Source organism: Halorubrum sp. Ea1 (assembly GCF_002252965.1).
GTDB lineage: Archaea > Halobacteriota > Halobacteria > Halobacteriales > Haloferacaceae > Halorubrum.
This window is the reverse complement of record NZ_NHPG01000034.1, coordinates 18,777-30,546: the sequence shown is the minus strand read 5'-3', so window position 1 is coordinate 30,546 and position 11,770 is coordinate 18,777. Positions and strand designations below refer to the sequence as shown.

At 72.1% G+C, this 11,770-nt stretch carries 12 protein-coding genes; 1 reads left to right on the top strand and 11 read right to left on the bottom strand.

Annotation, left to right across the window (positions count from 1 at the left end):
• Positions 1-146: 146 nt before the first annotated feature.
• Genes DJ73_RS05120 through DJ73_RS05105 form a run of 4 tightly spaced genes read right to left on the bottom strand, consistent with a single transcriptional unit; the run spans position 147 to position 4,154 of the window.
• Positions 147-1,058 carry an aminotransferase class IV gene (locus tag DJ73_RS05120; RefSeq protein WP_094525926.1) on the bottom strand — a complete coding sequence of 304 codons (912 nt, stop codon included), beginning with the start codon at positions 1,056-1,058 and terminating at the stop codon, positions 147-149.
• Positions 1,051-1,767 carry an aminodeoxychorismate/anthranilate synthase component II gene (locus DJ73_RS05115; protein ID WP_249269089.1) on the bottom strand — a complete coding sequence of 239 codons (717 nt, stop codon included), beginning with the start codon at positions 1,765-1,767 and terminating at the stop codon, positions 1,051-1,053. The genes DJ73_RS05120 and DJ73_RS05115 overlap by 8 nt, the downstream gene beginning before the upstream one ends.
• Positions 1,760-3,550: an anthranilate synthase component I family protein gene (locus DJ73_RS05110; protein ID WP_094557439.1), complete on the bottom strand. Its 1,791-nt coding sequence runs from the start codon at positions 3,548-3,550 to the stop codon at positions 1,760-1,762. The genes DJ73_RS05115 and DJ73_RS05110 overlap by 8 nt, the downstream gene beginning before the upstream one ends.
• 46 nt (positions 3,551-3,596) lie before the next feature.
• Positions 3,597-4,154, bottom strand: a complete 558-nt coding sequence (locus tag DJ73_RS05105) for a helix-hairpin-helix domain-containing protein (protein ID WP_094557438.1) — start codon at positions 4,152-4,154, stop codon at positions 3,597-3,599.
• Between the two features lie 128 nt (positions 4,155-4,282).
• On the opposite strand from DJ73_RS05105, the gene DJ73_RS05100 reads away from it, so the two are divergent.
• Positions 4,283-4,741 carry a transporter gene (locus DJ73_RS05100; RefSeq protein ID WP_094524912.1) on the top strand — a complete coding sequence of 153 codons (459 nt, stop codon included), beginning with the start codon at positions 4,283-4,285 and terminating at the stop codon, positions 4,739-4,741.
• A 28-nt stretch (positions 4,742-4,769) separates the two neighbouring features.
• On the opposite strand, the gene DJ73_RS05095 is transcribed toward DJ73_RS05100, so the two are convergent.
• The 7 genes from DJ73_RS05095 to DJ73_RS05065 form a co-directional block, all read right to left on the bottom strand.
• Positions 4,770-5,594 carry a shikimate dehydrogenase gene (locus DJ73_RS05095; RefSeq protein ID WP_094557437.1) on the bottom strand — a complete coding sequence of 275 codons (825 nt, stop codon included), beginning with the start codon at positions 5,592-5,594 and terminating at the stop codon, positions 4,770-4,772.
• 101 nt (positions 5,595-5,695) lie between these two features.
• Positions 5,696-6,823 carry a DUF373 family protein gene (locus DJ73_RS05090; RefSeq protein WP_094524910.1) on the bottom strand — a complete coding sequence of 376 codons (1,128 nt, stop codon included), beginning with the start codon at positions 6,821-6,823 and terminating at the stop codon, positions 5,696-5,698.
• Positions 6,824-6,943: 120 nt separating this feature from the next.
• Positions 6,944-7,879, bottom strand: coding sequence for a signal peptide peptidase SppA (sppA, locus tag DJ73_RS05085; RefSeq protein WP_094525929.1), 936 nt, complete (start codon positions 7,877-7,879; stop codon positions 6,944-6,946).
• Between the two features lie 147 nt (positions 7,880-8,026).
• Positions 8,027-8,950 carry a coiled-coil protein gene (locus tag DJ73_RS05080; RefSeq protein WP_094524908.1) on the bottom strand — a complete coding sequence of 308 codons (924 nt, stop codon included), beginning with the start codon at positions 8,948-8,950 and terminating at the stop codon, positions 8,027-8,029.
• A gap of 288 nt (positions 8,951-9,238) precedes the next feature.
• Positions 9,239-9,925 (bottom strand): 2,5-diamino-6-(ribosylamino)-4(3H)-pyrimidinone 5'-phosphate reductase, encoded by a 687-nt coding sequence (locus tag DJ73_RS05075; protein ID WP_094524907.1) that lies wholly within the window; start codon positions 9,923-9,925, stop codon positions 9,239-9,241.
• Between the two features lie 64 nt (positions 9,926-9,989).
• Complete coding sequence (locus tag DJ73_RS05070) at positions 9,990-10,502, bottom strand: PUA domain-containing protein (RefSeq protein ID WP_094524906.1); 513 nt, start codon at positions 10,500-10,502, stop codon at positions 9,990-9,992.
• 97 nt (positions 10,503-10,599) lie between these two features.
• On the bottom strand, positions 10,600-11,496 hold the full coding sequence (locus tag DJ73_RS05065; RefSeq protein WP_094524905.1) for an HD domain-containing protein: 897 nt from the start codon (positions 11,494-11,496) through the stop codon (positions 10,600-10,602).
• Positions 11,497-11,770: the final 274 nt, after the last annotated feature.

The window sequence follows — 11,770 nt, the reverse complement described above, 5'->3', positions numbered from 1 at the left end:
TCACGCCTCCCCAGCCTCGTCGGCTCGGCGTTTACAAACGCCGAGCCGACTCCCTCGCGCGTGCTCCTCGCGCCCCAGGGGCGCTCGGAGGCACGCGCCCGCATCGCTCATTTATAAACCAGCATCGAGATCGGCCGTCGCTCGACTCACAGCCGCTCGCCGTCGTAGTACCGCTCCTCCACGCGGCGGTCGAACAGCCGCGATATCAGGGTGGTGAGGGGGCCCTCGACCCCGTCGCCGTCCCCGTCGACCGCGAGGCCGTCGACAGTCTCGACGGGCCGTATCTCCCACGTCGAGTTGGTGAGGAACACCTCGTCGGCCTCGCGGACCGCATCGGGGGCGTACGTCCCCTCTTCGACCGGAATCCCCTCGTCCTCGGCGATATCGATCACTGTCCGGCGGGTGACGCCGGGGAGGATCGGCCCGTCGAGCGAGGGGGTCTTGAGGGCGGTGCCGTCGGCGAAGAAGAGGTTCGCGGTCGCCCCCTCGGCGACGTTGCCGTCGGCGTCGAGCATGAGGGCCTCGTCCGCGCCCGTGACCCGGAGTTCGAGCCGGGCCAAGATCCCGTTGAGGTAGTTGTGCGTCTTCGCGTCGGCGGGGAGCGCTCGCGAGGACGGCTTCCGCGTTTTCGTCGTCTGGACCGCGGCCGGACCGTCGTGAACCGGCTCCGAGTCCACCCCGCCTCGGGGGAGCGGCTTCGCGATCACGACGACGGTCGGGTCGACCTCCGGTTTCGGGTCGAGCGTGCCGGGCTGGACGCCGCGGGTGACCGAGAGCTTGACGTACGCGTCGGCGAGGTCGTTGGCCGCGAGCGTCTCGTCGATCCGCTCCTTCAGGTCGCCGTCCGCGAGGCCGTGGTCGAGCCCGAGCGTCTCGCAGGTGTCGGCGAGCCGCGCCGCGTGGTCGTCCCACCGGAACACCTCGCCGCCGTAGGCGCGCATCGTCTCGAAGGCGGCGTCGCCGTAGGCGAACCCGCGGTCCTCGACCGAGACGGTCGCCTCGCTCGCGGGCACGACCTCGCCGTCGACGTGATATCGGAGCGACTCTCCCTCACTCATCGGCGGTCCCCCGCTCGTGCGTCTCGCACGCCTCCACGAAGTTCGCCACCATCGCCTTTCCCCGCGGGGTGAGGATGCTCTCCGGGTGGAACTGCACGCCGACGTGCGGTTTCTCGCGGTGGCGCACGCCCATCACGACCTCGCGCTCGTCCTCGGTGCGGGCCGTCTCGACGACCTCGTCCGGCAGGTCGGCGCGCTCGACGCACAGCGAGTGATATCGCCCGACGCGGAGCCGGTCGGGGAGCCCCGCGAACACCCCGGAGCCGTCGTGGGTGATCGTCGACGGCTTCCCGTGGACGACCTCCGGTGCGTGACCCACCCGGCTTCCGCGGTTGGCGCACAGCGCCTGGTGACCGAGGCAGACCCCGAGCACCGGCCGATCGAGGTCGAAGACGGCGGTCGAAACGCCCGCCTCGGCGGGGGTGCCCGGCCCCGGCGAGACGACGACGCCGTCCGGGTCGAGCGCGCGGATCCCGTCGAGGTCGACCGCGTCGTTCCGCCGGACCGCGACCGCGCCGGCGACCTCGCCGACGTACTGGACGAGGTTGTACGCGAACGAGTCGTAGTTGTCGACGACGAGCACCCGGGCGTCCGAATCCCCGACGCCCGATCGCCAGCCGCCTTCGGCGTCGGCGGCGTCGGTGGCGTCCACGGTGTCGGCGCGTACGGGAGCCCCGCCGTCGGCTCCGGGGGTCGACGCGTCAGTCATCGCCCGCCTCCGGCTCCTCCGCGTCGCTCGCGCTCCCGTCCCCGTCCACCGCCATCTCGCCGGCGGCGAGCGCCTCGTCGATGGCGGTCACGAGCGCCCGCGCCTTGTCGAGCGTCTCCTCGTACTCCGCGTCGGGCTCGGAGTCGTGGACGATCCCGGCCCCGACGCGCAGGTGGTACGCCGCGCCGTGCCGGACCAGGGTCCGGATCACGATGTTCAGCGTCGCGCGGCCGTCGAAGCCGGCGGCGAGCATCGAGCCGGTGTACGGCCCCCGGCGCGTCGCCTCCAGCTCGTCGATGATCTCCATCGTCCGCGGCTTCGGCGCGCCCGTGATCGTCCCGCCGGGGAAACACGCCGCGACCGCGTCCGCGAGCCCCACGTCCGGGCGCGCCTCGCCCTCGACGAGGCTGACGAGGTGCATCACCTCGCTGTACCGGTCCACGCGGCGGTACTCCGCGACGTCGACCGTGCCGAACCGCGACACCTTCCCGAGGTCGTTGCGCTCCAAGTCGACGAGCATCGCGTGCTCCGCGCGCTCCTTCGCGTCGTCGGTGAGCTCCGCCTCCAGGGCCGCGTCCGCCTCCGCCGTCTCCCCGCGCGGCCGCGTCCCGGCGATGGGCTCCGTCACGAGCCGGGCGCCCCGGTCGGCGTCGTCGGTCGGGATACGCTCCAAGAGGAGCTCCGGGCTCGCGCTCACGAGGTCGACGCCGGAGGGGGGCGTTCCCGCCGCGTCGCCGCCGTCTCGTCCGGTCTCCGCCTCCCGCGAGAACTCGATCAGCCCGGAGTACGGGGCCGGATTCACCTGCCGGAGCGCGTCGTACGCCTCCACCGGGTGGACGGCGGCGGGGGCGCGAAGGCGCTGCGAGACGTTCGCCTGGAAGGTGTCGCCGTCGCGGACGTACCCCTTCACGCGGCGGACCGCCTCGGCGTACCCCTCGCGGCCGACGCCGCTCTCGAAGGTCGCCGTCGACGCGTCCGGATCGGGCGCGGGGCCGACCTCGGGATCGCCCGTCTCGATCCGGTCGATCAGGCCGCCAGCCCGCGCCGCCCCTTCGTCGAACAGCGCGTCGAGGGCGTCGCGGTCGGCCGTCGGGTCGTCGACTCCCGCCGGGACGCGCGGACAGGCGGTCACGCGGAGGGTAACGGACGACGCCTCGTCCGCGTCCTCGGCGTTTTCAGCGCTCTCGGCGCCCTCGGCGTCCTCAGCGTGGGCCACCGGGCACTCCCACGCCGCGACGCGGTCGAAGACGCCGATCTGGAGCCGCGGGAGCCCGCGGTCGTCGACCGCGCCGGGGCCCGCCGGCGCGGACGCCGGAAACGACTCCAGCTCGCGGGCGACGTCGTAGGAGAGCCAGCCGAACGCGCCGCACGGGTAGGGGACCTCGCAGTCGCCCCGCGCGAGCCGCTCCCCGTCGAGGAGGCCCTGAAGCGCCGCGAGCGTCGGGCTCGGGCGGCGGTAGTCGCCGGTCGGGCTCCGGCGGCCGGCGTCCGGGCCGTCGGATGCGTTGCCGACCGAGGCGACGTCCTCGCCGCCCCCCGTCGCAACGACCGCCTCGTCCGAGACGGTCAGCCGCTCGACCGGGTCGACGCCGAAGTACCCCCAGCCTGACTGGCCGCCGGTGGTCTCGTAGCAGAACCCGCCGGGGCCGTCGCGGGCCCGGCGGTAGGCCGCGAAGGGATCGCCGACGGCGACCCGGAGCTCGACCGGGACCCGGGTCCCCGCGGGCGCCGCCGCGGCGACCTCCCGGAAGCCGTCCCGGTCGGTGTGTACCGATCGCTCCATGTCACTCGGTTCGGCGCGCACGACGAAACAGTTGCGGTCGCCGGTCTCAGAACTCCTTCGCCCGGTCGATCCACGTCGCGGCGCGGCTCTCGCCGACGCTGGCGCCCTCCGCGACCGCGTCGACGTCGGCGGCCGCGAGCTGCTCGACGCTGTCGATACCGATCTCGGCGAGCCGCTCGGCGTAGGCGGGACCGATCCCCTTGAGCTCCTCGACGTCGGTGCCCGTCTCCTCGACCTCGACCGCCTCGTCGTCGGCTTCGACCGCCTCGTCGGCTTCGACCGCCTCGTCGTCGGCTTCGACCGCCTCGTCGGCGACCCCCGCCGCTTCCGCCGGCTCGGCCGCCTGGGACGGATCCTCGGCGGCGCCCTCCTCGTCGACCAGCGAATCGGTCGATGCGGCCGCCTCGGTCTCCGTGGCGGCCGGCTCGTCGGCGTCCGTTCCCTCGTCCGGGACCGCGTCGTCGGCGTCGCTCGCCGGTTCTGGTTCCGACTCCGATCCCTGTTCGGGGTCGCTCTCGACGGTCACTTCCGTCTCCGTTTCGTCGCGTTCGGCGCGGCCGGTCCCGAACCCGAGTTTCTCCTTGATTTTCTGCAGTAGGGCCATCGACGAAGCATACGAACGTGGGATATTTAAAAACCCTCGCCGTCGGCCGTTCCCCGTCGCTTACCGCCCCTGGCGTCCGGCGACTCCGTCTCGCCTGTTTATAAGTTACGTCGGTCCCTCCGGCGGATATGGACATCGTCAACCCGGTCATGTGGTCGCTCCACGTCGGCTTCGCGATCCTCTGGACCGGCAGCGTGCTGTTCGTCACCCTCGCCGTGCTGCCGCCGGCGCTCCGCGGCGACGTCGACGGCGACGCCCTCGGGGCGATCGTCGGCCGCCTCCGGTGGATCACTCGGATCGCCGCCCTCGCCTTCCTCGCGTCCGGCGGTCACATGGCCGGGACGCTGTACACGGTCGAGTCGCTCACCGGGACCGGCCGCGGCCACCTCGTGTTGACGATGATCGCGCTCTGGTTCCTGATCACCGGGCTCGTCGAGGTCGCGAGCGGGAAGCTCGCCGACGGGCTCGACGCCGGCAAGCTCCGCGAGCCGGCCCGCGACGCGAAGCCGTTCCTCTACGGCGCCGCCGGGCTCTCCGTGGCGCTCGTCGGTACCGCCGGGCTGCTGGCGACGCCCGGACTGATCTGACGGGGCCCGCCTCGGCCCCGCTCCGCGCTCACTCCAACTCCGCCCGCAGCGCCGCGTTCATCGCGTCGACGGGCGCCTCCCGTCCGGTCCATATCTCGAACGCCTCGACCCCTTGGAACAGCAGCATCCACGCCCCGTCGATCGTCGTCGCGCCCGCGTCGGCCGCCTCCCGCAGGAGCCGCGTTTCGATCGGCGCGTACACCGCGTCGAGCACCGCCAGGTCGCCGTGGAGGTGCGCCGCGGGGACCGGCGTCTCGTCGGGGGCCTCCATCCCGACGCTGGTCGCGTTGACCAGCACGTCCGCTTCGGCGACGCGCTCGCCGAGGTCGTCGAGGCCGCCGCCGGTCGCCCCGGGGACCGCCTCGGCGAGGGAGACGGCGCGCTCCGCGGTTCGGTTCGTCACGGTCACGCTCGCGCCCGCGTCGGCCAGCGCGAACGCCGCCGCCCGGCCGGCGCCGCCGGCCCCGACGACGACCGCCTCTCGACCGTCGAGCGCGACGTCGTGGCGCGCGAACGCCCGTTTCACGCCGGCCGCGTCGGTGTTGTAGCCGCGGGGGCGGTCGGCGTCGCCGTCGCGCAGCGGCCCGAAGTCGACCGTGTTGACCGCGCCGATGCGCTCGGCGAGGGGGGCGGCGTCGACCGCGTCGAGGACGTCGCGCTTGAACGGCACCGTGACGTTGAGGCCGGCCACGCCGAGGTCGGCCGCGCCGGAGACCGCCGCGGCCGCGGCCTCGGCGTCGGGCTCGAAGGTGACGTAGCGCGCGTCGATCCCGAGCGCCTCGTAGCCGGCCTCGTGGAGCGGCGGCGACAGCGAGTGCTCGACCGGGTTCCCGATCAGTCCGTACACGTTCATGGGCCCTCACGCGGCCGCGACCGAGAAAAGTGGCGCGGTCGGGGTGCGGAGACCGCGGGAATAGGCGCGGTCGGGGTGCGGAGCCCTCGCCTCCCCGGCCCTCACTTCCCGTCCGTCTCCCGGTCCGCGTCGATGACGTCCTCCAGCGTCTCGGTCCCGACGTCGCTCGCGAGCTTGACGCCGATCAGCGAGACGACGATCCCCGCGACGATGAACGCCGCGAGCCGCTGGACGGGCGTCACGCCCACGCCGATCGGCTCGAACGGGTCGATCACCGACTCCTGCGCGAGGAAGTAGCCCGCGAACCCGCGGACGACGAGCGAGACGGCGACGATGACGAACGGGAGGTTGAGGTAGGGGGTCCGGATCCCCTCGTCGCGGATCAGCTCGTCGAGGAGCCGCCCCACGGCCGCGGTCACGCCCCCGACCGCGAACCACGGGACGGCGGCGTAGGTGAACTCCATCGCCTCCACGAGCCGCGGGGCGCCCCCGAGCTCCGAGGCCGACAGCACGCCGAAGAACCCGCCCACCAGGGCGAGCCCGGCGGCGACGACGTACGTGACGATCGACACCTGACCGGCGTACAGCGCCTCCCGAACGCGCTCCGGCATCCCGGCGACGAACCGGTCGATCGCGAGCCCCTTGTAGAGGAGCGCCGCGCCGAGCAGCCCCGCGACGCCCGCGACCGCCTCGGCGGGGGAGAACCAGTAGAACAGCGCCGGCAACAGCAGGAGGGCGACCCCGAACGGCACGAGGATCGTCGACCGGAGCTGCTCGTCGGCGAGGAACTGCTTCAGCAGGTAGTACGTCGACTCGATGTCGCGGGCCTGGCGGACGACGACGCGGTCGACGGAGTCGACGGGGATCCGCGACTCCACGATCGGGAGCACCCGCTCGTCCTCCGCCGAGTCGACGACGACGACCGCGGCCCGGGGGTCGTACCGGTCCACGAGGTCGTCGAGCTGGGCGGCGATCGAGCGGTCGGCGCCGACGGCGGTGTCGCTCTCCGCCGACACGACCGCGACGACCGACTCCTCGCGCTCGTCCCGGAGGTCGCGGGCGACCCGAAGCGACTCGAGCAGACAGTTGACGCTGGCGTCCTCCGGGTCGCTGAGCCCGGCGTCGGTGACGAGCGACCGGACCGCCTCCCAGCCGGCGACCGGCATCGGGACGTTCGTGGCCCGGCCGATCGCCCCGGATCGGTCGATGCAGATGACCAGCGTCGTCACGCCTCGACTCTCGATCCGCCCGGATAAAAAGTTCTCCGTCGGCGAGGGGTTCGCCGGGGCCGGGGCCGATTCCGGGCGGAGGCGGGGCCGTCGCGCGGCCTCCAGCAGCGGAGGCGCGGCCTACCGCAGTTCGACGTCGACCTCGCCCCCCTCGCTCGTGAAGGCGCTCGCGACGCCGTTGCCGGCGGCGAACGCCACGCGCTCCGCGCCGATGCCGAGCCGCTCCGCGAGCCCGCGCTCGGGCGTGAACTCGCGGATCTCCGGCTCCGCGTCGATCAGCTCCGCGAGCCGGTCCTCGACGTCGTCCTCGGTGCCGAGCTCGTCGACGAGCCCTATCTCCAGGGCGTCGGTTCCGAGGTACACCCGCGCCTCGGTCTCCCGGATCGCCCCGGGGTCCATGTCGCGCCCCTCGCTGACGGTCTCGACGAACTGGTCGTAGTAGCCGTCGATGATCCCTTGGAGGTACTCCCGCTCGTCCTCCTCGATCTCGCGCAGCGGGACGCCGGCGTCCTTGTACTCGCCGGCGGTGAACTGCTCGTAGGATATCCCGAGCTTGTCGGCGAGTCCGGCCGCGTTCGGCCGGGAGCCGACGACGCCGATGGAGCCGACGAGGCTCGCGTCGCGCGCCCACAGCTCGTCGCAGCCGCTCGCGATCCAGTAGCCGCCGGAGGCGCAGGTGTCGGTCGCGTACGCGACCGTGGGGCCGTCGAAGCCGGCGGCCGCGCGCCGGATGTCGTCGCTCGGGAGCACCTCGCCGCCGGGCGTGTTGAGCTCGACGACGAGCGCCTCGACGTCCTCGTCCTCGTCGGCCGCCTCGATCTGCTCGACGACGTCGTCGGCCGTCGTCCCGCCCGGTCCCGACAGCGGCGAGGGGCGGCCGCTCTTCCGGACGATCGGTCCGGAGACCGTCACCTTCGCCGCGTTGTACTCCTCGGCGTCACCGAACCGACCGCGGGTGAGCCGGGCGACGATCCGCCTGCCGGCCACCGTCGCCGTCGCGCCGATCACGGCGGCCGCGAGGAGGTTCCGTCCGTCCGAACGCGCGTCGCTCTCCATACCGTCGGTTGGGGGCGCGCCCGTTTATATGGTGGCGCTACGGGTCGCCGCGGGGACCGGCGCGAGCGACGACCGCCTCCGCCGCGCTCGGAGCCGTCGCTGGGGGAATCGGAAAAGCCGCAAAACCGGGGGAAATCGTCGTCCGAGTTACAGCAGGCCGGTCTTCTGGAGCTTCATCAGGTCCTCGGTGTCGAGCGTCTCGCCCTCCTTGAACTTCTGGTAGATCTCCTCGGCCTCCTCCTTCTCCTCCTCGCGCTTCTCCGCGCGCTCGTCCTTGCGCTCGCGCTCCTCCTCCTTGTCGAGCTCGCGCAGGCGCTTCTGGACGCGCACGAAGTCCTCGTGGTGTCGGTCGGCGGCCTCCTGGGCCTCCACGAACAGCTCGTGCATCTCGTCGGCCTCGTCGCGGATGTCGTCGGCCTCGCGGTAGGCCTCGATCATCTGGTTGTGGTGTTCCTGGGCCTTGTCCGCGAGCTCCGTCACCTTCTGGTGGTGCTGGGACGCCTCGGACCGGACCTCCTCGGCCTCCTCGACCAGCTCGTCGAGCTCGCTGGTGTCGTCGACCTTGTCCTTCTTCTCGGCGAGCTTCTCGCGCTTCTCGTCGATCTTCTCGATGAGCTCGCGCTCGTCCTCCGCGTCGAGAACCTCGGTCTGCTGTCGGAACTCGAGGTCCTCGATCTCCTCTTTGAGCTCCTCGATGGACTTGCCGGAGCCGAGCTCCATGTCCTGTTTGAGCTCCTCGACCTCGTCGAACAGCTCGTTGGCCTCGGCGTTGAGCTCGTTGCGCTTGTCCTTGTGCTCCTGGACCTGCTCGTTGAGCTCGTCGCGCTTCTCGCGGTGTTCCTGGGCCTCGTCGACCTTCTCGCGCGTCTTCGCGTTGAGGTCGTCGCGCTTGGAGGCGCGCTCGGAGGCCATCTGGTTCAGCTCGTTGCGTCGGTCTCGCAGCTGACCGGCGCGCTTGATGAGCTGTCCCTTCGACCCGTTGTCGAGGTCGTCCTCGGAAAGGTCTACGTTGTCCGCTTCGTCCATCGGTTCGATGTCGTACTGATCGATGACTTCGTCTTTCGTTACCATTTTTTATCTCTCCATCACCGCTCCGGGGATGGCTGGTGCTCGCCGTCGTGCGTCGGGCCGTTCACAAGAGCTCCCGTTCATTTCAGCGTGCGATCCTACCAGCGCCGGAGGCGTTCTGGTACCAGATTCTACCGCCGGCCGACATATAAAGACTTCGGTGAATCGGGTGTAACCCGGTAGCACGGGCCGTATACCCGCCGATCCGTGCTGACCGATCACACACCCATCAGTATTTATGAAACGTCTACCGGGCCCCCGCCGGACGGGCGCCGCGGTCTCACGCGGGACTCACGACGCGTCGTCGCGGACCTCGTACGAGAGCACGACCCCGTCGTCGAACCGCTCCGCGTCGGTTAGGTCAAGCCGCGGGAACGCCTCGGTGAACCCCTCGCCGTCGGCGAGCGTCGGGGCGCCGCGACCGCCGATCACCATCGACCCGACGTAGACGTGGAGCTCGTCGACGAGGTCGGCCGCGAAACAGGAGTATATCACCTCGCCGCCCCCCTCGACCATCAGGCGGTCGACGCCGCGGTCGGCCAGCGCCGCGAACCCCGCGGCGAGGTCGACGTGACCGTCGTCGGTCTCGGGTTCGACCGCGACGACCTCGGCGCCGGCCGCCTCCAGCGCCGCGCGGCGCTCCTCCGTCGTCGCCGCCGAGACGAGCAGGTACGTCGTCGCCGCGTCGTCGAGGATCCGGGCGTCGGTCGGCGTCCGCCCTCGCGAGTCGACGACGACGCGGGCCGGATGGCCGGGGCGGCCGTTCCGCAGGCGCTGGACGCGGCGGTCCTCCTCGTCGAGGGTGAGGTGCGGGTCGTCGGCGAGCACCGTCCCGACGCCCACGAGCACCGCGTCCGCGGCGGCTCTGACGCGGTCGACCCGGTCGAAGTCCTCCGGGCCCGAGATGCGGAGCTGCTCCCGGCGCCGCGTCGCGAGCTTCCCGTCGACGCTCTGGGCGGCGTTGACGACGACGTGCATACGCGTGCGTGTCGCGGGCGGGGAATGGTCGTTTCGGTCGCCGACGGCGTCGCCGGCGGTTCCGTCACTCCGCGTCGCCGCCGCCGACCCCGTTCCGCACCTTCACCGCGACGCCGCTCGCGAACGCCTCGGCCTCCGCGCCGGAGAGCTCCGCGCGGCCGACCGCGAACAGCGCGTCCGCCTCGTCGACGACGAGCACCTCGTCGCCGGGGCGAATCCCGTCGTCGGCCGCGACCACGAACTTCGCGAAGGCGTTGCGCCCCTCGCGGACGAACGGCTCGCTCTCCTCGCCGACGACCATCCGGTGTCGCGGCTGGTCGAACGCCTCCCGCAGCCGCCGGCCGCCGGCGACCCCGAGCGTGAAGCGCCCGTCGGTGCCGTACGAGACGAGGCGGTCGCCCTCGGAGCTCCCGGGGGTGTCGTCGACGTCGCCGACGATGACCTGCCGCGGGCGGCCGCCGCTCGACCGGCGGACCGTCAACGGGTCGTCCGGGGGGAAGAGGGCGCGGCCCGCGCCGGCGCCGAACTGGTAGTCGGCGCCGGTCCGTAAGTCCGCCAGCGCGTCGGCGTCGGTCATACCCGCACTGTTCCGGCCACGCGCAAAGCCGTTACGACACGGCGCGGCCGGATCCGCGACGCGGAACGACCCGGATCCGCGACACGGGGCGGCCGGCCTACAGCTCGATCCGGTCGACGATCGACTCCGACCCGTCCCTGTTGCTGTGGGTGTTGATCGCGATCGTCTGTATCTGGTCTTCCACCAGCGACCCCTCCATCTTCGCCTTCAGCAGCGAGTCCACCTGGTAGACGCCCGCGGCGTTGTTCATCCGGATCACGACCTGCGCGGGGGTCTCCTCGCCCTCCCGCAGCGAGACGCGCTGGATCGCCTGCGAGGAAACGGTGTTGATTCCGCGCCCGCCCTCCTCGTAGGGGACCCGCGAGCGCCCGCGCTCCATGTCGAGCCCGTCGGCGATCCGAACGACCCCGGCCTCCAGCGTCAGCGGCTGCTCCTCCGTGTGGTGACAGAGGATGGCGTGGAGCACTTCCGCCTTCACGCGCACCTGCTCCGGGACGTCGTAGAAGGAGGGGAGGAGGCGGTCGAGGAGGTCGGCCGCGAGCGGGATCGAGTAGTACGGATGATCGTGGCGGTGAACGACGTGGCCGATGTCGTGGAGCGTCGCCGCGAGCGCGATGACCACCGGCTCGTCGGCCTCGTCGAGCCCCTGTTGGCGAGCGCCGTTGAACTCGACGCCGCCGTCCTTCAACAGGTCGTACAGCCGGAGCGCGCGGTCCCGCACGATCTCGACGTGCTTGGCGCCGTGGTCGTTGTACCCCTTCCGGTCGACGGGGTTGACGTTCTGCGCCTCCAGGTACGCGGTGATCTCCGCGTCGGCGGCGATCCGGTCGAGCATCTCGTTGAGGCGGTCGTCGGGGAAGGCGTGGTCGGCCTCGGGGTCGTACTCGTGGCGGTCGGCGTCGGTGTCGGGACGGATATCCGGGTCGGTCGCGGCGCCGTCGCTCGGGGGGACGGGGTCGTCCGGGTCGGTCGACGACTCGGCGGGATCGGTCATGAGATCGGTGAAGACGCGTCGGCGACCTAAAAGGTGTGCGTGCCCGGTCCGGGCGCGGCGTCCCGGGAGCGCGCCTCGCCGGGCGGCAGTTTCGACCACAGACACAACTTATAAGCGGTACAGGCGTCCAGTACGGGTGTGATCCGACCCGCGTCCGGACGCGGCTCGCCGAGGCCGTCAGCGACGCGGCTCTTCTCGAAAAAACGCGCGTGAGCCGTCCGCCGGCAGGAGTGGCGACCCCGTCCCGGACGACCCCCGACCCGCGCGCACCGTT

Bases quoted from the DNA above. Each gene is read 5' to 3' on its own strand.
- DJ73_RS05120 (WP_094525926.1), bottom strand. From the start codon at position 1,058: ATGAGTGAGGGAGAGTCGCTCCGATATCACGTCGACGGCGAGGTCGTG.
- DJ73_RS05105 (WP_094557438.1), bottom strand. From the start codon at position 4,154: ATGGCCCTACTGCAGAAAATCAAGGAGAAACTCGGGTTCGGGACCGGC.
- DJ73_RS05075 (WP_094524907.1), bottom strand. From the start codon at position 9,925: ATGCACGTCGTCGTCAACGCCGCCCAGAGCGTCGACGGGAAGCTCGCG.
- DJ73_RS05080 (WP_094524908.1), bottom strand. From the start codon at position 8,950: ATGGTAACGAAAGACGAAGTCATCGATCAGTACGACATCGAACCGATG.
- DJ73_RS05100 (WP_094524912.1), top strand. From the start codon at position 4,283: ATGGACATCGTCAACCCGGTCATGTGGTCGCTCCACGTCGGCTTCGCG.
- DJ73_RS05110 (WP_094557439.1), bottom strand. From the start codon at position 3,550: ATGGAGCGATCGGTACACACCGACCGGGACGGCTTCCGGGAGGTCGCC.
- DJ73_RS05095 (WP_094557437.1), bottom strand. From the start codon at position 5,594: ATGAACGTGTACGGACTGATCGGGAACCCGGTCGAGCACTCGCTGTCG.
- DJ73_RS05070 (WP_094524906.1), bottom strand. From the start codon at position 10,502: ATGACCGACGCCGACGCGCTGGCGGACTTACGGACCGGCGCCGACTAC.
- DJ73_RS05065 (WP_094524905.1), bottom strand. From the start codon at position 11,496: ATGACCGATCCCGCCGAGTCGTCGACCGACCCGGACGACCCCGTCCCC.
- DJ73_RS05115 (WP_249269089.1), bottom strand. From the start codon at position 1,767: ATGACTGACGCGTCGACCCCCGGAGCCGACGGCGGGGCTCCCGTACGC.
- sppA (WP_094525929.1), bottom strand. From the start codon at position 7,879: ATGGAGAGCGACGCGCGTTCGGACGGACGGAACCTCCTCGCGGCCGCC.